The organism is Paraburkholderia sp. GAS42, from assembly GCF_050436565.1.
In the GTDB taxonomy this organism is placed as follows: domain Bacteria; phylum Pseudomonadota; class Gammaproteobacteria; order Burkholderiales; family Burkholderiaceae; genus Paraburkholderia.
In genome coordinates, this window is sequence record NZ_JBNDML010000022.1 from 1 (window position 1) to 20,754 (window position 20,754).

22 protein-coding genes are annotated in these 20,754 nt (G+C 62.0%); 6 read left to right on the forward strand and 16 right to left on the reverse strand.

The window, feature by feature from the left end; all coding sequences use genetic code 11:
- The 8 genes from P3T16_RS27135 to P3T16_RS27170 all read right to left on the reverse strand — a co-directional run.
- On the reverse strand, nucleotides 1-413 hold a 413-nt coding region (locus P3T16_RS27135), incomplete at its 3' end, for a porin (RefSeq protein WP_429344636.1).
- Between the two features lie 368 nt (nucleotides 414-781).
- Complete coding sequence (locus tag P3T16_RS27140) at nucleotides 782-1,114, reverse strand: 4Fe-4S binding protein (protein ID WP_429258679.1); 333 nt, start codon at nucleotides 1,112-1,114, stop codon at nucleotides 782-784.
- Entirely contained in the window at nucleotides 1,111-2,694 is a 1,584-nt protein-coding gene (locus tag P3T16_RS27145; RefSeq protein ID WP_429344637.1) for an FAD-dependent oxidoreductase, read from the reverse strand. The genes P3T16_RS27140 and P3T16_RS27145 overlap by 4 nt, the downstream gene beginning before the upstream one ends.
- Entirely contained in the window at nucleotides 2,691-3,569 is an 879-nt protein-coding gene (locus P3T16_RS27150; protein WP_429344638.1) for an ABC transporter permease subunit, read from the reverse strand. The genes P3T16_RS27145 and P3T16_RS27150 overlap by 4 nt, the downstream gene beginning before the upstream one ends.
- A complete protein-coding gene (locus tag P3T16_RS27155; RefSeq protein ID WP_429344639.1) occupies nucleotides 3,566-4,345 on the reverse strand; it encodes a taurine ABC transporter ATP-binding protein in 780 nt (259 codons plus the stop codon). The genes P3T16_RS27150 and P3T16_RS27155 overlap by 4 nt, the downstream gene beginning before the upstream one ends.
- Before the next feature lie 55 nt (nucleotides 4,346-4,400).
- Nucleotides 4,401-5,402 carry a taurine ABC transporter substrate-binding protein gene (tauA, locus tag P3T16_RS27160; protein WP_429344640.1) on the reverse strand — a complete coding sequence of 334 codons (1,002 nt, stop codon included), beginning with the start codon at nucleotides 5,400-5,402 and terminating at the stop codon, nucleotides 4,401-4,403.
- A gap of 110 nt (nucleotides 5,403-5,512) precedes the next feature.
- Nucleotides 5,513-5,938, reverse strand: a complete 426-nt coding sequence (locus P3T16_RS27165; RefSeq protein ID WP_429344641.1) for a RidA family protein — start codon at nucleotides 5,936-5,938, stop codon at nucleotides 5,513-5,515.
- 404 nt (nucleotides 5,939-6,342) lie between these two features.
- Nucleotides 6,343-6,498, reverse strand: a complete 156-nt coding sequence (locus P3T16_RS27170) for a hypothetical protein (RefSeq protein ID WP_429344642.1) — start codon at nucleotides 6,496-6,498, stop codon at nucleotides 6,343-6,345.
- A gap of 45 nt (nucleotides 6,499-6,543) precedes the next feature.
- Between P3T16_RS27170 and P3T16_RS27175 the strand changes: the two genes are divergently transcribed.
- The 3 genes from P3T16_RS27175 (at nucleotide 6,544) to P3T16_RS27185 (ending at nucleotide 9,523) form a co-directional block, all read left to right on the forward strand.
- Nucleotides 6,544-7,290: an SDR family oxidoreductase gene (locus P3T16_RS27175; RefSeq protein ID WP_429258673.1), complete on the forward strand. Its 747-nt coding sequence runs from the start codon at nucleotides 6,544-6,546 to the stop codon at nucleotides 7,288-7,290.
- A 78-nt stretch (nucleotides 7,291-7,368) separates the two neighbouring features.
- Nucleotides 7,369-8,505 carry a Gfo/Idh/MocA family protein gene (locus P3T16_RS27180; protein ID WP_429344643.1) on the forward strand — a complete coding sequence of 379 codons (1,137 nt, stop codon included), beginning with the start codon at nucleotides 7,369-7,371 and terminating at the stop codon, nucleotides 8,503-8,505.
- A 91-nt stretch (nucleotides 8,506-8,596) separates the two neighbouring features.
- A complete protein-coding gene (locus tag P3T16_RS27185; RefSeq protein WP_429344723.1) occupies nucleotides 8,597-9,523 on the forward strand; it encodes a LysR family transcriptional regulator in 927 nt (308 codons plus the stop codon).
- A gap of 140 nt (nucleotides 9,524-9,663) precedes the next feature.
- On the opposite strand, the gene P3T16_RS27190 is transcribed toward P3T16_RS27185, so the two are convergent.
- Nucleotides 9,664-10,773, reverse strand: a complete 1,110-nt coding sequence (locus P3T16_RS27190; RefSeq protein ID WP_429344644.1) for an alkene reductase — start codon at nucleotides 10,771-10,773, stop codon at nucleotides 9,664-9,666.
- Nucleotides 10,774-11,233: 460 nt separating this feature from the next.
- The gene (locus P3T16_RS27195; protein ID WP_429344645.1) at nucleotides 11,234-11,983 is read right to left on the reverse strand and encodes an SDR family NAD(P)-dependent oxidoreductase; all 750 of its coding nucleotides are present in this window, start codon (nucleotides 11,981-11,983) and stop codon (nucleotides 11,234-11,236) included.
- 153 nt (nucleotides 11,984-12,136) lie between these two features.
- Here P3T16_RS27195 and P3T16_RS27200 point away from each other — a divergent pair, with 153 nt between their 5' ends.
- Entirely contained in the window at nucleotides 12,137-12,631 is a 495-nt protein-coding gene (locus tag P3T16_RS27200) for a DUF3237 domain-containing protein (RefSeq protein ID WP_429344646.1), read from the forward strand.
- A 56-nt stretch (nucleotides 12,632-12,687) separates the two neighbouring features.
- Here P3T16_RS27200 and P3T16_RS27205 read toward each other — a convergent pair whose 3' ends face one another.
- The 5 genes from P3T16_RS27205 to P3T16_RS27225 all read right to left on the reverse strand — a co-directional run bounded on the left by P3T16_RS27205 (nucleotide 12,688) and on the right by P3T16_RS27225 (nucleotide 17,146).
- Entirely contained in the window at nucleotides 12,688-13,818 is a 1,131-nt protein-coding gene (locus tag P3T16_RS27205; protein WP_429344647.1) for a porin, read from the reverse strand.
- Between the two features lie 43 nt (nucleotides 13,819-13,861).
- Nucleotides 13,862-14,407, reverse strand: a complete 546-nt coding sequence (locus tag P3T16_RS27210; RefSeq protein WP_429344648.1) for a hypothetical protein — start codon at nucleotides 14,405-14,407, stop codon at nucleotides 13,862-13,864.
- An 86-nt stretch (nucleotides 14,408-14,493) separates the two neighbouring features.
- A complete protein-coding gene (locus P3T16_RS27215; protein ID WP_429344649.1) occupies nucleotides 14,494-15,837 on the reverse strand; it encodes an MFS transporter in 1,344 nt (447 codons plus the stop codon).
- Between the two features lie 107 nt (nucleotides 15,838-15,944).
- A complete protein-coding gene (locus tag P3T16_RS27220; protein WP_429260367.1) occupies nucleotides 15,945-16,304 on the reverse strand; it encodes a protocatechuate 3,4-dioxygenase in 360 nt (119 codons plus the stop codon).
- Nucleotides 16,301-17,146, reverse strand: coding sequence for a gallate dioxygenase (locus P3T16_RS27225; protein ID WP_429344650.1), 846 nt, complete (start codon nucleotides 17,144-17,146; stop codon nucleotides 16,301-16,303). Before P3T16_RS27225 ends, P3T16_RS27220 begins: the two co-directional genes overlap by 4 nt.
- 394 nt (nucleotides 17,147-17,540) lie before the next feature.
- Between P3T16_RS27225 and P3T16_RS27230 the strand changes: the two genes are divergently transcribed.
- Both P3T16_RS27230 and P3T16_RS27235 read left to right on the forward strand, forming a co-directional pair.
- Nucleotides 17,541-18,242 (forward strand): GntR family transcriptional regulator, encoded by a 702-nt coding sequence (locus P3T16_RS27230; RefSeq protein ID WP_429260365.1) that lies wholly within the window; start codon nucleotides 17,541-17,543, stop codon nucleotides 18,240-18,242.
- Nucleotides 18,243-18,294: 52 nt separating this feature from the next.
- Entirely contained in the window at nucleotides 18,295-19,542 is a 1,248-nt protein-coding gene (locus tag P3T16_RS27235; RefSeq protein WP_429344651.1) for a LysR substrate-binding domain-containing protein, read from the forward strand.
- Between the two features lie 88 nt (nucleotides 19,543-19,630).
- On the opposite strand, the gene P3T16_RS27240 is transcribed toward P3T16_RS27235, so the two are convergent.
- On the reverse strand, nucleotides 19,631-20,740 hold the full coding sequence (locus P3T16_RS27240; protein ID WP_429344652.1) for a 4-oxalomesaconate tautomerase: 1,110 nt from the start codon (nucleotides 20,738-20,740) through the stop codon (nucleotides 19,631-19,633).
- Between the last annotated feature and the right edge of the window lie 14 nt (nucleotides 20,741-20,754).

A 20,754-nucleotide genomic window follows, 5' to 3' on the forward strand; every position in this document is an offset into this window, starting at 1 on the left:
AGGGCCTCGTTCAAACGAAACGGATCGGTCGGATACACGATGCGGAAGCTCGGTTCGTACTGACGCCCGAACGACAGCGAGCCGTACGTCGCGTGATTCAGGCCAACCCAGGCCTGACGATAGAAGAGCGCCGTCGTATCGGCAAACAGGGTGCCGTTGTTGAGGTTGAAGCCGGTCTCGACGTCGAACTGCGCCTTAAGCCCGCCGCCCAGATCTTCATCGCCCTTCAGGCCAAACAGCGAGCCGGTCGAGCCACCGCTTCGTTCGGCCCAAGTGTGTTTTCCACCATTGTCGAGGTACTGGACGAACGTGTCGGCCACACCGTACAACGTCACACTCGAATCGGCCGCTGCGGCACTGCCGGCGACGAGAACCAGCGTGGCTCCACAAATACCCTGGCTGATCAAACGCATGCATGTCTCCTCTTTTTATGTCCGCCTGCAGCGGATCTGATTGCACAGCTTTCTGTCACCAGAGGATCTGGAGATCGATTTCGCCGGGGTGTCGGCCCTCGACCCGGCCAGCGCGCGCAGGCGCTGGGTCGTACGCCGCGTTTTAGCGGCATCAGGGCGGCCCCGGTCCAACTATAAATAGAATGAGCGTGCTAATTTCACGTCAACGAAATCAATAAGGCCAGTGCATTATTTTCATGAGGAGCTTGCAGAAGACGCATGTCAGCCGAGGCGCGGAATTTCGCCCGCGAGAGGAGTCGGGACAGGGAGCGCGAGAGGGGTGGAAGACCGGTGCAGTTACAGCGATGAGGGCCAGGCCTGCGGGGATATCACGTCACGCCAATCTCAAACAGCCGGTGCGTCAGATCGTTTTCGGTGCCGCCCGCCCGCGCCTTGCGCCAGCCGAGCGCGCGGCCATAGCTGCCGAGTTGCGCCCGCTGCACGAGATCCGCTTCGTTCACCGTGACGTGCCGGTCATGAAACGGATGAACGTACATCGCATCGACGGGACAGTACAGTTCGCACATGAAGCAGGTCTGGCAATCGTCAGGACGCGCGATAACCGGAATGCCGTCTTCCACGGCATCGAAGACGCCGGTCGGGCACACCTCGACGCAGCGATTGCACGACGTACAACGCGATGCGCTGATCAGTTCAATCAAGACGCGTTCCCCCGTGATGTGTCGACGGCGTCGCGACCTGTCGTCAGCGTATCGAAGCCGCTGATGACCTGCCGATAGCGACGCGCCGCGTCGCGTCGCGGATAGTCGCTGCGTCGGTGCAACGCGCGCGACTCCCTGCGTTCGAGTGCGCTCCGGTAAGCCAGCTTCGCCACATACAGCAACGCGCGCGCGGAGCGCGCCGTGGCAAGCTTCCCGTCCGCAGGCGCGGGTTCGGCTAGCGCGTCGTCGAGCGCGCGGGTCGCGCGCAGGAGTCGCGTCCCGTTGCGAAACAGATTGACCTGCAATGGCAGAACCTCGCGTTGCAGCGTCTCGCGTGCGGCCGCCGGATGTGCAATCGATAGTGACTCGTACGCGGGCCAGTCGCCGGCAGCGGTGCTGATCGATGCACCGCCTCTGCGCTGTGACGCAGCAAAACTGCTGGCCGCCTCGCCTGCCCACGCGCCCGTTGCAATCGCCCACGCCGCATTCGGTGAGCCGCCGCCGCTACGTCCACCGACGATGACCTCGCGCGAGGCCGCGTCGCCTGCCGCGTAAAGCCCGGGCACGTCGGTCGAACAGTCGGCGCGGGCAAGCCGGATGCCGCCCGTGCCGCGCACCGTCCCTTCGAGCCGCAGCCCGACGGGAAAGCGCTGACGGAATGGGTCGATGCCCATCCGGTCGTACGGCAGAAAGGCGTTCGCCTGGCCACTGCGCAACCAGCGCTGGACCTCGTCGTCCGCGCGATCGAAGACGGCGAACACCGGCTCGTCGATCAGCACACGCGCAACGGAGACAAAGGCTTCATCGTCGTCGACGCGAATCTCGCTGCCGTCTTCGCGCGAGTAGCTCGCCCACAGAAACGGCAAGCCCTTCGTCACCGACGAGAACGCAGCTGCAAGCCCATACTGGTTCGAAAACTCCATGCCGGAGAACGTCGCGCCTGCTTCGGCTGCGGCGAGATGGCCGTCGCCGGTACAGACGTCGGTGCCGAGCGCGCCGCCGAGAAATGCGCAACCGCCCGTCGCGATGACCGTGGCGCCCGCCGAGACACGCCAGCGCGCGCCATCGCGACGCACGCCGTAGCCGCCCGCTACCCTGCCCTCGTGTTTGACGAGGCCGAGTACGGGGCTGTGATCGAGGATCGTCACGCCTGCGCGGCGAACCTGCAGCCGCATGAAGCGCATGTAGTCCGGTCCGCGCAATGTCGCGTAATTCGCGGAGCCGTCTGCTTTCCTCGCGAACGGATAGCCGAGATCGCCCAGCAGATGAAGCCGCTGGACGACTTCCGCGAGCAGTGCGTCCGTCCAGCTGCGTTCGCTGAGTTCACCGCCGGATGCATACCGCTCGGCGAAGTGCCGCCCGTAATCCGCCGGATCGGTCACGTACCAGACATTGTTGTTCGACGCGGCCGCCGCGCCCGACGTGCCGCACCAGCCTTTGTCCGCGAGTACGACGCGCGCGCCACGCCGCGCGGCACTCAATGCGGCCCACGTGCCAGCGGGGCCGCCGCCGAGCACGAGGACGTCGGCATCGAGCGCGATGGCTTCAGTCTGTCCGTTAGCCGCAGCGGACGCGCTCATGCGTGCCCATCCCACGGCACCAGCGCGCGCTGCAAGCGACGCAATCCCAGCTCGAACGTCGCCGCGATCAGCGCGATCACGATGATGCCCATCACCACGACGTCGGTGACGAGAAACTGCGCAGCCGACTGGATCATGAAACCGAGCCCGCGCGTCGCGGCGATAAGTTCCGCCGCGACCAGCACCGACCAGCCGACGCCCAGGCTGATCCGGATACCGGTCAGCACATCGGCGGCCGCGGACGGCACGACGATGTACCGGATCAGTTGCCAGCGCGTGGCGCCGAGCGCCTGCGCGCCGCGCAGGCGGCTCGGCTTCACGCGTCTGACGCCCTGCTGCGTCGCGATTGTCAGCGGCGCGAAGATCGCGAGCCAGATCAAGAGGATCTTCGACGGCTCGCCGATGCCGCACCAGATCACGATCAGCGGCAGATACGCAAGCGGCGGGATTGGACGGTAAAACTCGATCAACGGATCCGCGATCGCCTGCGCCGTGCGATTCAGGCCGACGAGTACGCCGAGCGGCACCGCCGTCAGAATCGCGAGCGCAAGCGCGGCGAATACGCGCGAAAGACTCGCGAGCGTATGTTGCAGCAACGTCGCGTCACTGAAGCCGACCGTCGCCACCGCGATCGCCTTTTTCACCACCGCAAGCGGCAACGGCAGAAACACCGGGCTCACCCATTGCATCGCCGCCGCCAGCGACCAGACCGATATCACCACGATCACCGTGACGATGCTGACAACGAGTGGTCGCGAGAGCGCGCCATGCAGATCGCCCGTGCGGTTCTCACGCCGTGTGCCCGCCTCCGCACGTGGACGCGTGAGGCGAATGCCGCCTTCTCTGCTGTCCGTGGCCGTGTTTGCTGTTGTCACGCTTCCTCCGTCTCGCCTGCAAAGAATTCCGCTTCGATTTCGTCGCGCAGTCCGATGAACGCCCGGTCGTTCTTGATCTGCCTCGACGGTTCGCCCGCGACGAAGCGTTCGCCGAAATCCAGCCGTCGAATCGAATCGATGCGCCCTGGCGACGCTTTCATCAGCACGAGGTCGGTTGCCATGAAGAGCGCCTCGGTGATGTCGTGCGTGATCATCAAAATGCCTTTGCCATAGCGGGTCCACAGGCGCAGCAGATATTCCTGCATGCGTGTGCGCGTCAGAGAATCGAGCGCGCCGAGCGGTTCGTCCAGCAGCAGAAAGCGCGGATCGACGGCGAGCGAACGCGCCAGCGCAACGCGCTGACGCATGCCGCCGGAAATTTTCCACAACGGATAGTGCGCATATGCTTCGAGCGCCGTCAGCGCGAGCAGCGACTGCACCTTCGCCTCGCGCGCCGCGCGCGGCACGCCGGCCAGCTCGAGACCGAAGCCGATGTTCTGCGCCACGTTCTGCCAGGGCAACAGCGCATCGTCCTGCGCGACGACGCCGCGATCGGCACCGGGTCCGGCGATCGTTTCGCCGTCGATCGTGAGTCGCCCTGAAGACGGCGCGATAAACCCGGCAATCGCATTCAGCAACGTCGTCTTGCCGCAACCGGAAGGACCGAGCACGACCGTGAAGCTGCCGTCGCGCAGATCGAGATCGATGTCCGACAGCACCGTTGTGTCGCCGCCGGCGCTTTCAAAGCTCACGCTGACTGAATCGATGCGTATCATCGCGCTCGCCTCCTGTGCGTTTGATGGATCGAGTGGGCAGGCCACTCAGGAAGGACTATCGGTTGCCCGCCTGCTGCACGATCGATGCCGTCACCGTCGGCCGGTAATCGGGCAGCACGTCGTCAATCCGCTTCTGCTCTTTCAGAAAGCGCGATGTATCCGCAAGCGCCGAAGCCGTTCCGCCACCCAGCAACGTCTGCCCGGCCTGCTCGCTCAGGAGCGGGAAGGTCGTGCCGCGCAACAGCGCGGGCACGTCCGCCGGGTCCGAGCCACTGACGCGCGCGATCTCCTGGATCTGTGGCGAATTCGCCGTCCAGTTCGCGCCGTCCTTGCGGTATTCGGCGTTGACGTCGCCCGTCACCTTCGCGAACGTCACAAGAAACTCCGGATGCGCCTGCGCGAAGTCATTCCGCGCAACCCACGCGAGGAACGTCGGCGCACCCCACTTGCGCACATCGGCGGAGGTCGTCAGCACCTTGCCCGTTTTCGCGATCTTTCCGAGCGCCGGGTCCCAGACGTAGGCGGCGTCGATGTCGCCGCGTTGCCACGCCGCAGCAATTTCAGGCGGCGCAAGATTGAGGATCGCGACCTGTTGCGGCGAGATATCCCAATGCTTGAGTGCGGCGAGCAGACTGTAGTGCGTCGTCGAAACGAACGGCACAGCGATCTTCTTGCCGATCAGATCTTTTGGATTGTCGATATGGCTGCCATTGCGCACGACGAGCGCCTCCGCCGAGCCGATTTCAGCCGCGATGAAGAACGTCTGCAACGGCAGGCCGCGCGTGATGCCCGCTGCCAGCGGACTGCTGCCTGTGAAGCCCACCTGCACATCCCCGGATGCCATCGCCGCGATCACTTCCGCGCCGGTCGAAAACTTCCGCCAGTTGATTTTCCAGCCGCTCGCCTTCTCGTAGCGCCCTTCCGCCTGCGCGATTTTCGATGGTTCGATGTCGGTCTGGTAACCGATCGTGACTGTCCTGTCGGCGGCAAGCGCCGAGGTGGCCAGCGTCGCAAACGACAAGGCAAGCGCGAAGCTGCGCGCGAGTTTTCCGTACATGGTCAATGCTCCCCGAAAATGAATGCGCCGGTCGGGCGCGCGATGTATCCGGCTGTTTGCAAAGCGGAGGTGTCCGCCTGCGATGTATGAATGCCTGATTGCAGTGGTGATTACCGGGCTGCCGCCCGAGCCTCGTGTGAAAACAGCACGAGGTCGATCTCGACGCGTGCATCACGGCCAAGACGCGCAACGCCGACTGTCGTACGCGACGGCAGACGTTGCGGGTCGTCGAAGTGCGCGTCGTAGACACGATTGAATGCCGCGTAGTCCGCGTCGAAATCGCGCAGATAGATGCGCACGAATACCGTGTCGCGCAGCGCGTAACCTGCGTGCGTGACGATGCGCTTCAGGTTGTCGAAACACAATTGCGCCTGCGCGGCGATATCGCCGGGCAGCGGGGCGTCGGGACGCCGTGGATCGACCGGCAACTGCCCGGTTACGTGAAGCCAGCCGTCGGCTTCCACCGCATGGCTGTAGCGCGCCGAAACCGGCGCGGGCGCCGCGGCCGCCACTGTATGAAAGATCGTCGACGACATCTGTTATATCCGCTCTGGCATGGCCTGGCCAACTTCGTGCCTGTTCGTGCTGCTACGTGCTGCGTTTGCAGCACGGTGCTGTCTGGGGTTGTTTTAACAACGATGATTCCGGAGCCAGTATATGAACGGCGTCGTGACGCTCAAAGCAACCATTCCTGACTTGCTTATCGCTGACGGAGATTTGGCGTGGCCATCGAACAGGCCGCAGAAGACTAAAGTGGGACAGCGGATTAGCCCGCGCCAGTGATCGCTGAAGTGACCGTCAGGGGTGTCGCAACAGTTCGCCGAGGCCGATCGGCCGTGAGCGCGGTTCGGGCCCAATTGCTTCTCGACGCGCCCGGAAAATCCATTTTTTGGTACTTCCCCGCCATTTCTGCGCCATAAGGATGCCCAATCTTTCCAGTTCATATCCAGCGCGGACATTGTTGGGACAGATCGAATAGTGAATTTGGAATGATCGTCTTGATCGGGGTAATGCGTTCATCCATATTTGTCGCCGTGACGACGACCCAGGGCATCGGCAAAAGCGGTGACTCGATCTTTCGATGCCCTTCGGTCATGCCCCTGCTTTCGTCCAGAAATCATTCATCTCTCGAAGACATGCCATGAAACTGACAGGAAACACCATTCTCATCACCGGCGGCGGCGCCGGCATCGGTCGCGGCCTCGCAGAAGCGCTGCACAAGCTGGGCAATCAGGTCATCATCGCTGGCCGTCGCAAGGCCGCTCTCGATGAGACTACCAGCGCCAACCCTGGCATGAAGTCGATCGAACTCGACATCACGAATCCGGAAAGCGTGACGTCTGTCGCGCGCCAGTTGATCGAGACGTATCCCGCACTGAACGTGCTGATCAATAACGCGGGCATCATGCACATCGATGATCTCAGCGCACCCGTCGACGACGCGATGATGGTGTCGACGCTCACGACCAACCTGATGGGTCCGATCCGCATGACCGGTGCGCTGGTCGAGCATCTCCAGAAGCAGAACGACGCTGCGATCCTGAACGTATCGTCGGTGCTGGGCTTCGTGCCGATGGCAATCGCGGGCGTCTATTCGTCGACGAAGGCCGCCATGCATTCGTATACGCAATCGCTGCGCTACAAGCTGAAAGATACGACGGTGCGCGTCATCGAAATCGCACCGCCGTGGGTTCAAACCGATCTACTGAACAGCAGGAATGAACCGCGTGCAATGCCGCTTGCACCGTTCATCGAACAGACGATGCATGAACTCGGCACCGACGCAGACGAAGCGCTTGTCGAGATCGCGCGTCCGATGCGCAACAACGCGGGCCCGAACGAAGCCGCATTTGTCACGCAGTTCAACGATATGTTCGCGGAAGGTTAAGCGAGCGCGCGACCGGACGGAATGTATGCAACAGTAGATACGTTCTGCCCGGCATCCGGACTTCCAGCAGGTGATTCGATGACTGAGCAATCCGGCCCATCCCTTCCCGCCGCAACTCTCGTCGCTCCAGTCCGCGTCGGCCTCGTCGGTGTCGGCAACTGGGCGCAACATGGACACGTCCGTGTGCTGAGCCTGCTGCCGCAGTACGAACTGACCGCCGTCTACAGCCAGCGGCGCGAAGCCGCCGCATCGGTCGCCGAACGTTACGGCTTCAAATATGTGGTGAACTCGCTAACCGAACTGGTCGAGCATCCGGAAGTCGACCTTGTGATCGTTCTGACGACGGCACCGCAACACGAAGAAGGTATCCGCGCCGCCATCGCCGCGAAGAAGAACGTCTATAGCGAGTGGCCGCTGACGCCCGCCGTCGAGACTTCGCAGGCGTTGATCGAACTCGCGAAAGAGGCTGGCGTGCGTCATGTGGTGGGTCTTCAGCGACGCCTCGCGCCTCACAACCGCTATGTTCGCGACCTGCTCGCGCAAGGCTATGTGGGCAAGCTTCGCTCCGTGCGCATTCACGTGAGCATGGACTACTTCCAGTCGCTGCGTTCGAATTCGCTGCGGTGGACCGTGCCTCCTGAAAACTTTTCGAGCGTGATCGCGATCTACGCAGGGCATTTCCTCGACATGCTGTTCGAAGCCACAGGCTGGCCGACCAGCGTCGCTGCACTGGCCGTCAACCAGTTCGAAACCGTCACGATCAGGGAAACCGGCGAGGTGCTGCCCACGTCGACACCGGACCAGCTCGTGCTCATCGGCAGGCTGCGTGACGGCGCCGTGGTCACGGTGCACGTTGAAGGCGGCAAGCGCAATGGGTCCGGCGTGCAGATCGATATCACCGGCACCGAAGGCGATCTTCGCATCTCGAACCGGTCCGCGTTCGGCAATGTCGGCGACGACTATGTGGTTGAAGGCGCGCACGGCGACAACCTGCCGCTCGCGACCCTGCCTGTGCCCGCTTCGTACGATCGCCTGCCGCCGTCGGACCTGCCGTCGGCCGTGCTCGAACTGGCGCAGCTATACGCCGCGTATGCGGATGACGTGCGCACAGGAACCCACTCCGCGCCGACCTTCGAGGACGCCGTGCGCATGCACAAGCTGATCAATGCAGCAGTGGAATCGACCGAAACCGGCCGGCACATCAACCTCGACTGACCAGGAACATCACATGTCGTCGCGCCAGACTTCCGCCACGTCGCGGCCCGCGTCGTCCGTTACCGCCGAAGCCGCAAGCGGATCGGGCGCGATGGAGCGTTTCGGGGCGCTCAATGTTTTCGTGCGTGCCGCGGAAACGCGGAGCTTCACGGAAGCCGGGCGGCAGCTCGGCATCTCTGCTTCCGCCGTCGGCAAGGCGATCTCACGGCTCGAAACGCGGCTCAACGTACGCCTCTTCCACCGAAGCACACGCAGCATCGCGTTGACACCCGAAGGAGCGATCTTCCTGAAGCGCTGTCAACGCATCGTCGAGGAGATCGAGTCCGCGGAGGCCGAGCTGGCGCTGGCCAATTCCGCGCCACGGGGACAACTGCGCGTCAGTATGCCGATGGTCGGCACGCTTGTGATGCCGGTGATCGGCGCGTTCATGAAGGCGTATCCAGACATCACGCTCGACATCGACTTTTCCGATCGCATGGTGGACGTCATCGAAGAAGGCTTCGACGTCGTCATGCGCACGGGCGACGCAAGCGACTCGCAGCTCATCACGCGCGCAATGGGAACGTACCGGCATGTGATCGTCGGCTCTCCGCAGTACTTCGCGAAACACGGGCCGGTGACCGATCCGCATCAACTGCCGGATCACGCGTGCCTTCAGCATCGCTTTCCGACGACCGGCAAGCTGCGCCGCTGGCCGCTCAACAGCGACGGCGAGTCGCTCGATATCGACCTGCCGAACACAGCAACCGCGAGCGCCGTCGAGCCGTTGATTCATCTCGCCGAACACGGTCTCGGTCTTGCCTGCGTACCTGATTTCACTGTGCGCGCGCAGCTTGCGAGAGGCTCGCTGGTCTCCGTGCTGAATCAATACGTCGACACGCCCAGCACGTTCCGCGCGGTGTGGCCTTCCGGTCGGCAGGTGTCGCCCAAGGTGCGTGTATTCGTCGACTTCATGAGCAAATACCTTTTCCCCGCCGGGACTGAATCTGTTCGCGACCCGTCCTCATCAATGGAGTAAGGCGGCTTCGTACGCTGCATCCCATCCGCAGTACGACGGCTCGATCACAGCGGCGTTCCGCGTTAACGAGAAAAGGCCGGCGCATCCAGCAACGCTGAATGCGCCGGCCTTTTTACACGGCGGTCAGAAAACGCACCCCCTTACGCGGTCTCAGCTTCTTCCGCGAAGAACGGATAATCGGTGTACCCCACTTCCGTGCCGCCGAAGAACGTCGGACGGTCATACGGATTCAGCGGAAGCTTGAGACGCAGGCGTTCCGGCAAATCCGGATTCGCGATGAAATCGCGACCGAATGCGACGAGGTCCGCATCGCCATCCACGAGGATCGCTTCCGCCGTATCGCCCTTGAAGCCGCCTGCAACGATGATGGTGCCGTTGTAGTGCTTGCGGATCGTCTGCGCGGCGACCGGGTCCGGATTGCGGCTTTCATCGTCGAGGTAACCGGCGATGCGCGGCTCGATCAGATGCAGATACGCGAGATCGAGTTTCGCAAGCTCCGAAGCGACGTAAGTGAAGAGTCCGATCGGATCGCTATCCGACATGTCGCCAAACGAACCGCTCGGTCCAAGACGCACGGCAACCTTGTCGCTGCCCCACACCGAGATCACCGCACGTGTTGCTTCCAGCAGGAAGCGTGCGCGGTTTTCGAACGAACCGCCATACACGTCAGTGCGCTTGTTGCTGCCGTCCTGCAGGAACTGGTCGAACAGATAGCCGTTAGCCGCGTGCAGTTCGACGCCGTCGAAGCCCGCTTCGACGCCGCGCTCCGCGGCGCTGCGGAAGCGCTCGACAATGCCTGCGATCTCGTCGGTTTGCAGCGCACAGTTCGGCGTGTTCGGTACCCATCCGGCGTTCGTGTAAGCGACGCCGCCGTGCAGCACTTCCGAAGGGCCGACCGGACGGCCACCCTCCGGCTGCAATTCGGCGTTCGACTGGCGGCCAGCGTGATACAGCTGCAGGAAGATCTTGCCGCCCTTCGCGTGCACGGCATCCGTCACGAGACGCCATCCTGCGATCTGGCTGTCTTCGTACAGGCCGGGCGCGCCGAGGTAGCCGTTGCCGTTCGCGGCAGCGATGGTCGCTTCGCCGATCAGCAAGGCGCCTCGCGACGTGCGCTGCGCGTAGTACTCAGCCATCAGCGGGCCAGGCTGCGCGCCGTCTTCTGCACGCATACGGGTGAGCGGTGCGAGCACGACACGGTGCGAAATTTCGTAGGGTCCGACTTTGACGCCGGTGAAGAGTTTGGACATGGTTGCCTCAAGACTGAAGTGCTGGATAACTGTCGCCGCGGCATCGAGGTGCTCAGAAAACCGTGGGATCCGTTGCCCGTTGCTGAGTTGAAATTTACAGGCCCGGACCTCGAAGAAAAACGGCTCTACGTTCCACAGACTCTGGACCCTGGGGTCCGCAATAGGCGGAGAGCCGCGCCAGTGATGGCTCCGGCGGTGTCGCAGGATTGATCGGAGATTCTGAATAGTGTTTTCGGACAGGGATTTGTCCGGCTTCAAGACATGAAAAAAGCCAGTGACGGTTCACCGTCACTGACTTCCTTCCAACGTCACCGCGTGGGCGACATGACTTCTCGAGCACTTCCTTCAGCGTCGCGCGGCGTGTGCTGAACGTGGCTGTCAATAAACAGTCTTACCGTTGAAGCATGGCAGCCCCTTGCGCGATGGGAACGCGACATGACGCGACGTCTCACGTCACGCTTCACATCGCCGTCTTTCCACCGTTGATCCGGACGATCTCGCCCGTCATGAAGCTCGCCTTCGCGGACGCGACGAAAACGATCGCATCGGCGATCTCTTCCGGTGTGCCAGCGCGCTTGAGCGGCACGTTGGCGAGGAACTGGGCGCGTCGCTCCTCAGCGCCGATCAGCCGCTTCAGCATCGCGGTTTCCACGGGACCGGGGGCGACGGCATTGACGCGCACGCCGAACGCAGCCGCTTCGAGTGCCGCAGACTTTGTCAGCCCTTCGACTGCATGTTTGCTGGCCACGTACAGCGACGCGTTCGCGGCGCCGCGTGCGCCCATCGTGGAAGAAATGTTGACGATGCTACCGCTGCCCTGTTTCGACATCGCCCTCAGTTCGTACTTCATGCTGAGCAGCGTACCGAGCACATTCGTATCGAAGACGGCAGCGTAGCGTTCGGGCGTCTGATCCATGACGGCGCCCGACTCGCCTTCCGTGCCCGCGCTGTTCACGGCAATGTCAAGGCGCCCGAAGGTCGTGACGGTGAAGTCGACGAGACTTTGCACCTGGTCTTCGAACCGGACGTCGGACAGGAAAAACGCCGCTTCGGCACCGGGCGTGCGAAGTGCTTCCGCCAGCTGGCGGCCCTCTTCTTCGCGGCGCCCCGACAGGACGATACGCGCACCCTCGCGTGCAAAGGCTTCCGCGGTTGCGCGTCCAATGCCAGTCAGCGCGCCGGTAATCAGGATGACAGGACTGTTTGACATGTGCTTCCTCAGGTAAATACATCGGTCTGTGCAAAGCCCGGCGAACTCAAATATAGTGTGTTTTCGATAAAAGGACAGCGAACGGACCTGGTCTGAACGAGACTTGCAGTGTGTTCGCGTCGCTCGCCCATTCAGTCCACTGACGAGGTTCACATGAGTGCCCCTTCCTTCGACAGTCTCCCCGTCGAACTCAAGAGCGTGCAAACGCGTCCGCTATTCGTCATGCGTCTGGATGTCAAAGGGCCGGTCATCATCGGCGGGACACCGGCGTCATTCAGGCGCGTGGGTATCGTGCCGTCGGGCACGTTCGCGGGCGAACGGCTCTCCGGTACGGTGCTCGACGGCGCCAGCGACTGGCAGACGGTACGCAGCGACGGCAGCGCAACGCTCGATGTCCGCCTCGTCCTCAAGACGGATGACGACGTGCTGATCGGCATGTCGTATAAAGGTGTCCGGTCCGGGCCGCCCGGTGTCCTCGACCAGATCAATCGGGGCATTGTTGTCGATCCCGGCAGCTACTATTTCCGGATCAACCCAATCTTCGAGGTCGCCTCGCCAAAATACGACTGGCTCAACAACGTGCTCGCCATTGGCGTGGGTCACCGGTTGTCCGATGGCCCCGTCTATAGCGTCTTCGAGGTGCTTTAGGCAACAGCGCCCTCCCGAACTCGCCGGGCCGTTTGTGCAGACAGGCGGCACACCTGTCAGAACAGGTGACGAATGCCCACCTGCACGCCGGTTTCATTCTGGCCACGGTCTGGTGTCAGGAACGAACCTGTTGTGATGCTGGCCCCCGCCATCTTGAACTGGGCCGATTTATAGTTATTCAACCGCGAGATGACGCCATAGAGTCGCGTCGCTTTTGAAAGGTCGTAGTTCACAATCGCGCTCATCTGGCTTGCATCATTCCCGAGCGACGAGCTGTCCTTGATGTAGGCATAGCCGGCACCGACGGCGAGGAAAGGACTGAACCGGTAATCGGCAGATAGCGACCAGGTGCTGTGATAATCGCCACGCGTGTTGCCTACCGGACCGATCGCCGGGTCATATTTCCCCGCTGGATTCGTCAACGCGTTCCCTGTCGTGGCGGAAATCACGTCGTTGGCCCTGAAAAAGCCGAGATAGATCTTTCCCCAGCCATAATCAAAGTTTCCGCCCGCCATGATTTCCTGAACACGGTTAGTGTTTGTGGCGTTGGCTGCATTCAGGTATGCCAGCGCGAGATAAACCGGACCCTGGGTCGTTTGCACTCCAACCTGGTAGACGGCATTTCCCGCCAGCGTCCCGGGTTGCCCCCCGACCGAATAGTGAGCTTCGAGCTGGGTGCCCAGCACTCTCGGAGAGATGTAGCTGATGTCGCTATCGACACGGGCCTGCCAGTTGGCGAAATTGTTATAGCCGGATCCATACGTTGCGGCACTGAACGCATCGAGATTTCCGCTCCACGCGAACATGGGCGTATTCTGGCGGCCGAACCTCACTTCGCCGTAAGGCGCCGCGACGCCGACCCACGCCTGCCGGTCGAAAAACCGGTACGGATTCTGCTGCTTGCCCGTCCCGGGATCAAACCCGTTCTCCAGAACAAACGTGGTGCGGTATCCTCCGCCAAGATCTTCCGATCCGCGCAGCCCCCAACGGCTTGTGAGTTCGCCGTTGTTCCCAAGCACATACAGAGACGTATTCTTCCCTCCTACTTTCGCCGACTGATAGCCCGCGAAGACGTCCATGATCCCGTACATCGTCAGCGATGACTGCGCGTGCGCCTCCCCTGCACCCATCGCTCCAATAGCTACCGTCATCAGTAGTACTTTGTTTTTAGATTTCGATTTTTTCACCTTGTCTCCTGTCGTTAACCCAATCTGTTCAAAACCGGCAGCGTCAGTGCGCCGATTCCGGAGCCAGCAGTCTCTTCACGATCAGTGCGAGTGGAACGGTAAAGCAGAAATGGGACATGAATCCGCCAATGATCACAGCGGGGTCGTAATAATTGGGGTGATTGTCGGACACGATCATGATCGCCACATGCATTACGATCCACGCGAGGACGGCGTAAAACAATGCGACGAAAGTCGCTTCATATCCGCGTCGGCGGAAATACGGCCAGATCATGGCGAACAGGACACCCCACGCAATCGCGAAACAAAAGTGAATGCCTGTACCGACGAAATACGCCCATACACCGATCGACTCCTGCACCGCCTTGCCGAACACGAGGCCCGTCGCGTTGCGTGGAATGCCGGCTAAGGGCATCAGGTGCTGCGCCCCCACCCACACAAGAGCCTCGTAAATCCAGATGATCACCGCGCCGGCCAATCCGCCGGCCACTCCGGCGCGCAAGATTGCCTTGCGACCCGGCTTGTCCAGAACACCAGACGCCAAACCGTTATTGAGCTCACTCCCGCTCACGCTGAAATTGCCACCCATGTCTGCTCTCCTCGAAAAAAACTTATATGGTGGATGTCATGCCGCGGACGATCCACACCATTGCGCGCACAACTTCCTTTGCGGGCTCACGCGTCGGCCATCGGACTGGTAATGAACCGGAGCGCGAGGCGGTTCATGACGATGGCCACAGCGGCGATGATTGCCGGAACAGCGAGCACGGAAAATACGGTCGAAAAACTGAAGCCAAGGGACAGCAATGCACCGCCGACGAGTGAGCCAAGAATGCCGCCGAGCCGGCCGAACCCAAGCATCCAGCTCACGCCCGTTGCCCGGGCGCGGGTCGGATAGCAACTCGGCGCAAGCGCGTTCAGACCTGTCTGCGCGCCGCTCATGAAGAATCCGGCGCATGCCACGAGGACAGGAAGCAGGTCCGACTTGAGCGTTCCCATTCCCAGCGCAAAGATGAATACCCCTCCAAGCAGATAGGACGCTCCGATCACTGCATTGCGATCCATACGGTCCATGGCAAACCCGACCGCGATCGCGCCCACCGTACCGCCAAGCTGGAACATTCCGGTGATCGCCGCCGCGCGCTCTACCGGCAAACCTGCATCCTTGATCAGCGTCGGGAGCCAGCCGGTCAGCAGATAGATGATCAGCAGTCCCATGAAGTACGTGAGCCAAAGCATGAGCGTACTGAGCGCATAACCATCCGCGAACAGCATCCGGACTGGCGTCTTGACAGAAATCGTCGGTTCCGGCGCGGTAAATCTCACGTCGCGATCGAAGGCGTGACCACACACCCGCCCCAGGGTCGCTGCGATCCGGGAGGTTCCAACGCTGCGCACGAGCATCAGTCGGGCAGACTCAGGGAGCAGCCACAGAAGCAATGGCACCGTCACGAGCGGCAGGATGCCGCCGAACATGAACACGGCGCGCCAGCCGAAATGCGGAATCAGCGCAGCTGCAATAAAACCGCCAGCACCCGATCCAAAATTGAAGCCCGTGAACATGATCGTCAAAAGCAGCGACCGGCTTCGCGTCGGCACGTATTCCGACAGCAGCGTAGTCGAATTCGGCATCGCAGCGCCAAGCCCGAGGCCGGTCAGAAAGCGCAGTACGATCAGTTGACTGGGCGATTCGGCAAATGCGCAGAGCAGGCTGAAGAGGCCAAAGCAGAATACCGATCCGATCAGCACTTTCTTGCGCCCCACGCGGTCGGCAGCGGGCCCGGCGACGAGCGCGCCGATCGCCAGCCCGACCATTGCTGCACTCATCACAGGACCGAACGCAGCACGGCTCACGCTCCAGTCATGCATGATGACAGGCGCCACGAAGCCCATTACGGCAGTGTCGAGGCCGTCCATCGTGACGATCAGAAAACATAGGGCGAGTACCAGCCACTGATAAGCTGACATCTTGCGCGCGTCGATGAACGCCTTGATGTCGACTGATTCTGCAGGTTTCATGCGTGTCTCCAGACAAAAGATTCCCCGCCCCGGGTTCTGTCGACTCCGGGGTCATATTTCCATGCAAAAGAGAGGCGCCTGCGTGCTATACCGGGCGGCTCATCACATCAGACCGCCTCGGGCACCCTGCGCGTCTTGAGAAACGCTTCGAGCGTCTCCCCCCGCATGCTGGCGTACATGCCCAGATTCGTTACCTTCACCACGCGCGCGAATTTCTCGAGCACGAAGAAGCACACTCCGTAGCGAATCAGGCCAAGCCAGTCTGCGTTGTCCACCAGTGCCCGCTCCTCATCGGTCAGGCTGGCTGCGTCGTACGCCGATGCGCGGCTTTCGAGCCACAGCGCGCGCGCCGACGGCTCGCGCATCTGCCAGAAAAAGCGGTTTAACCGCATCGCCTTGATGCTCTGGCGAATATCGAATGGATAGGTACCGGTCAATTCCTCGACACCTGTCAGTTGAGGGTTCATTGCGTCACCTCGTCCTCATAGATCGTCACCGCCATCGCGGTGCTCGTCGCGAGATAGTAGTTGCGATGGAGTTCGCGGATCCGCGGTCCCAGTGCTCCGCGCATCGCGAGCCACATAATGGTTTCGACGCTTTCTGCTCCGCCAAGCCGCACATAGTCGACATGCTTCATCGCCGCGAGGCGCTGCGGATCACGGACGATCAGATCAAGGAACTCCATGTCCCAGTCTGTATTGTTGAAGCCACTACGCTCGCCGTGAACCTGATGGGAAAGACCCCCGGTGCCGACCACCACGACGTCCAGATCCTGCTCGAACGACTCGATTGCGCGGCGCAGGGCCTGGCCGAGGCGGTAGCAACGGTTCGCCGTGGGCAGCGGATATTGCAGGACGTTGACCTCCATCGGCACCAGCGACATCGGCCAGCCGCCCTCATGCGGCAACATCAGTGATAGCGGCGAATTGCAGCCATGGTCGAGTGGACGGTCCTGGAAAATCGTGAGATCGAATTCGTCGGAGACCAGTTGCTCCGCGATGTGAATCGCGAGATCCGGATGACCCGCGATGTCAGGCAGCGGACGCTTGCCTGCCCCCTCGTCGGCAAACTCATGATTGGGAGAGACGCCCAGTGCGAATGTCGGATAACAGTCGAAGAAGAAACTGTTTGCGTGATCGTTATAGAACATCACCATCACATCTGGCTTGCGCTCCGCAAGCCACTTCGCCACGGGTTCGTAGCCTCTGAAGAGAGGCGCCCATGCCGGATCGTTCTGCTTGCCCTTGTCGTACGCCATGCCTATCGTGGGCACATGTGACGTGCCGATCCCGCCTATGATCCTTGCCATTTCGATGCCTTCCGTTGCTTCAGCCCGCGTTCTTCGAGCGCGCAAATTGAATAAGTTGCCTCCGCCGCCCGCTTGCGAAGAACGACCCGTTGGGATACGAAGATATTAAAACCCGCGCCTTACCGAAAGTACGGGTAAAACCTGATCCACCCCGGAATATCCGGTATTTATTGGGCATTCCGGATTCCCGGGCTGGAACAGAGGCCGCTGGAAGCCGCGCCGCATAAAGGCCCGTTGGTATCCCGTGCTTTCTATGGGACGTATCTTTCGAGCTGACTGATTCAGGTAGCCATAACTGGATTAGATGGCAAAAAAACGAAGTCGCAAGCTCGCCTGCGCGCGGGATGCGACACTTCACATGTCGCTATACTTCTGGCAACAGAGACAGATAGACATGAACGAGACCACACAGCAGGCAATAGTTCAGACACTGCGCGAAAAGATACTTGCCGGTGAGATGGAACCGGGGCAGCGCCTCGTGGAAGCGCAGGTCGCGCAATGGCTCGGCGTGTCACGCACGCCGCTGCGTTATGCGCTCAGCGTGCTGTCGTCGGAAGGGCTGCTTGAACGGTCAGGCGCGCGAGGGTACGTCGTGCGCCGGTTCAGCGTAAGCGATGTCCTGGATGCGATCGACGTGCGCGGTGTGCTCGAAGGGCTCGCCGCCCGCTCCGTTGCGGAACGGCGAGTCGATGCCGCACTCGCGCGTTCGCTCGAAGAATGCCTGCGCGAAGGCGACGCGATTTTTGAGGCCGGTTACCTGCGCGAAGGCGACGAAACGCGATACGCGTCGATGAATGGACGCTTCCATGCGCTTATCGTCGATGCCGCGCAGAATTCCGCAGTCAGCGCCGCGCTCAGGCTGAACGACAAGGTCCCGTTCGTCTCGCCGCTTACAGTCGTCTTCGATGAAACTGCAAGAGAGCGACAGTTCATGATGTTGATGTATGCCCACCGTCAGCATCATGCGATCGTGGGAGCGCTCCTGAATGGCGAAGGCGCGCGAGTGGAAGCATTAATGAAGGAACATACGCATATTTCGAAAGAAAGCCTCAACCTCTCCTCTCCCCGACTCCATCTGATTGCTGGGGCGGCATAAAGCCGGTCAAGTGCCCGGCTGGTCATCGCGCTCCTTCACGACACCTTTATCTGTGAGCAACACCGAACTCCTCAACCTCGCGCATCTGCGTGCGTTCAAACTTGTCGCCGATACGGGCAGCGCGACGCGAGCCGCCGTGGAGCTCTTCCGCGCACAGTCCGCCGTCACGCGTTCCGTGCAGGAGCTCGAGAGAGCGCTCGGCGAGCCGCTTTTCGAGCGCAAGCCGTCCGGCATGATGCTCACGCCGACTGGCCGCGCCGTTTTTGAGCGATGCGAGCGGATCTTTGCCGAGCTGGGAGAACTGGCTCATTGGTGCGCGGCACGACAGGCGCGCCGACGCGCGCTTGTGGAAGGCGCGCTGCCCGCCTATCTGCTCAATACGCGACGGCTTCAGATATTCGTTTCGCTCGCTCGCCATCGGCATATGCCGACCGCTGCGAACGCCTTTGGCATCAGCCAGCCAGCTGTGAGCAGCGCCATGCGCGTTCTCGAAAGCGGGTCAGGTCTGCGCCTCTTCCATCGCAGCGCGCGCGGGATTCTGCTCACTACCGAGGGCGAATCCTTCCTGCTGCATGTGCGTCGAGCGTTGAACGAATTGCGCCATGTCCCGGACGACATTGCCGCGCTGCACGGAAATATCCAGGGTGCGGTGACCGTCGGCGCGCTGCCGCTAGGCCGGACACTGCTCCTTCCCTACGCGATTGCCCGCATGAACGCGCGGCATCCCGGTGTGCGCGTGGTGACGGATGAGAGTGCATACGAAACGCTTGTCGCCGGGCTGCGCGCGGGCGACATCGATTTCATCCTGGGTGCGTTGCGGGACAACGACGCAACGAGCGGCTTGCAGAATGAGCAGCTGATGTCGGAAGACATGGTCGTGCTGGCCCGACGTAACCATCCGCTTGCGAACGCGCGTGGACTGACGATCGCGGACTTGCGCAATGCGCGCTGGATTCTGCCTCGCACTCACGCTCCCGCACGCGGTCTTTTCGAAGCGCAGTTTCGGCGTGTCAAGCTAAAGCCGCCCATGCCCGCAGTCGAAACCGCGGACCTCGCGATCATTCGGGGATTGCTGTTGGGCACAGACATGGTGGCGGCTCTCTCCGCGCAGCAGCTGTATCACGAATGCGAGTCTGGCCAGCTGACTGTCCTCGACGTTGCGTTGCATAACACGCAACGCGATATCGGGCTCACAGTGCGTGCGGAAGGCACGCCCTCTCCCGCAGCACGCGCGTTAATCGATGCGATCCGGCTGGCAGTAGCCGACGTTGCGCGCGCAACGCAAACCGCCGGTCATTGACCCCGACCAGCAATACGGCGTCGGACGCTGTCGTCCGGGACGCCGCCCGCCTCACCGAACCCAGGAAACGCGACGTGCGCTGAGGCAATCACGCGCCCTCTCGCCACACGGACGCGGGAATACCCACGACCCCATCGAACAGCCATCTGGCGGTGCGAAGCAGCGCTGCGCCCAGCACTTCAGGCTTCCCTGGATCGCCACCGAGCGCAAGCTCCACCGTGAACTCTCCGGTCGGATGTTCGACAGAAACCTGCCGATGGGCTCCGTCAGCACTCACGACGGCGAGACCCTCGCACACAGTGCCGGACAGCACGGCCGCCGTCGCGACGCTCACGGCGCCCAACACGCCGATCGATGCATGGCATCGGTGCGGAATAAAGCTGCGCGTGCAAATCGCGCCGTTGTTGCGCGGCGCTGCAACCAGGCACATCTTCGGCACCGTGCGCGCGCTCACGTCGCCGAGATTCATCAGCGGCCCGACGGCAAGACGAATCGCTTCGATGCGCGACTTCAATTCAACGTCGGCGTCGAGCTGCTCCCGCGTCTCGTATCCGGTGCGCTCCAGATCGCGTGCGCGGATCAGCACGAGCGGCATGCCGTTATCGATGCAGGTCACGTCGACACCCTTGATCGTGTCCATGAGACGACCGGTCGGCAGAAGCGCACCGCAGGTCGAGCCTGCGGTATTGCGAAACTCAAGCGGAATCGCGGCAGCGGTGCCGGGCACGCCGTCGATCCTGGCGTCGCCTTCGTACATCACCCGGCCGCCGGGCGTCGACACGGTTGCTACTGCGATCTGCCCGGTGTTCACCATATGGATCGAGACCTGCGTACTGCCCCGACGCGCGTCGACGAGTCCGCGCTCGATCGCGAAAGGACCGACGCCCGCCAGAATGTTGCCGCAGTTCTGCCCGAAGTCGACCCGGGCCTCGTTCACCACGACCTGGGCGAACAGGTAGTCGACGTCGGCGTCGCTACGTGTAGAGCGCGACACGATCGCAACCTTGCTCGTCAAAGGATCGGCTCCGCCGATACCATCGATCTGGCGCGGGTCGGGAGACCCCATCACGGCAAGCAGCACGCGATCGCGCGCGGCGGGATCGGCAGGCAGGTCCGAGGCGAGAAAATAAGCGCCTTTCGACGTGCCACCGCGCATCATCATGCACGGAATGCGGGTCTGACTGCTGAGTGCGGACATAGGTCTTGTCCTTC

Bases quoted from the DNA above. Each gene is read 5' to 3' on its own strand.
- P3T16_RS27220 (WP_429260367.1), bottom strand. From the start codon at position 16,304: ATGAACCCTCAACTGACAGGTGTCGAGGAATTGACCGGTACCTATCCA.
- P3T16_RS27230 (WP_429260365.1), top strand. From the start codon at position 17,541: ATGAACGAGACCACACAGCAGGCAATAGTTCAGACACTGCGCGAAAAG.
- P3T16_RS27225 (WP_429344650.1), bottom strand. From the start codon at position 17,146: ATGGCAAGGATCATAGGCGGGATCGGCACGTCACATGTGCCCACGATA.
- tauA (WP_429344640.1), bottom strand. From the start codon at position 5,402: ATGTACGGAAAACTCGCGCGCAGCTTCGCGCTTGCCTTGTCGTTTGCG.
- P3T16_RS27200 (WP_429344646.1), top strand. From the start codon at position 12,137: ATGAGTGCCCCTTCCTTCGACAGTCTCCCCGTCGAACTCAAGAGCGTG.
- P3T16_RS27165 (WP_429344641.1), bottom strand. From the start codon at position 5,938: ATGTCGTCGACGATCTTTCATACAGTGGCGGCCGCGGCGCCCGCGCCG.
- P3T16_RS27240 (WP_429344652.1), bottom strand. From the start codon at position 20,740: ATGTCCGCACTCAGCAGTCAGACCCGCATTCCGTGCATGATGATGCGC.
- P3T16_RS27155 (WP_429344639.1), bottom strand. From the start codon at position 4,345: ATGATACGCATCGATTCAGTCAGCGTGAGCTTTGAAAGCGCCGGCGGC.
- P3T16_RS27145 (WP_429344637.1), bottom strand. From the start codon at position 2,694: ATGAGCGCGTCCGCTGCGGCTAACGGACAGACTGAAGCCATCGCGCTC.
- P3T16_RS27210 (WP_429344648.1), bottom strand. From the start codon at position 14,407: ATGGGTGGCAATTTCAGCGTGAGCGGGAGTGAGCTCAATAACGGTTTG.
- P3T16_RS27180 (WP_429344643.1), top strand. From the start codon at position 7,369: ATGACTGAGCAATCCGGCCCATCCCTTCCCGCCGCAACTCTCGTCGCT.
- P3T16_RS27185 (WP_429344723.1), top strand. From the start codon at position 8,597: ATGGAGCGTTTCGGGGCGCTCAATGTTTTCGTGCGTGCCGCGGAAACG.
- P3T16_RS27175 (WP_429258673.1), top strand. From the start codon at position 6,544: ATGAAACTGACAGGAAACACCATTCTCATCACCGGCGGCGGCGCCGGC.
- P3T16_RS27190 (WP_429344644.1), bottom strand. From the start codon at position 10,773: ATGTCCAAACTCTTCACCGGCGTCAAAGTCGGACCCTACGAAATTTCG.
- P3T16_RS27195 (WP_429344645.1), bottom strand. From the start codon at position 11,983: ATGTCAAACAGTCCTGTCATCCTGATTACCGGCGCGCTGACTGGCATT.
- P3T16_RS27215 (WP_429344649.1), bottom strand. From the start codon at position 15,837: ATGAAACCTGCAGAATCAGTCGACATCAAGGCGTTCATCGACGCGCGC.
- P3T16_RS27170 (WP_429344642.1), bottom strand. From the start codon at position 6,498: ATGACCGAAGGGCATCGAAAGATCGAGTCACCGCTTTTGCCGATGCCC.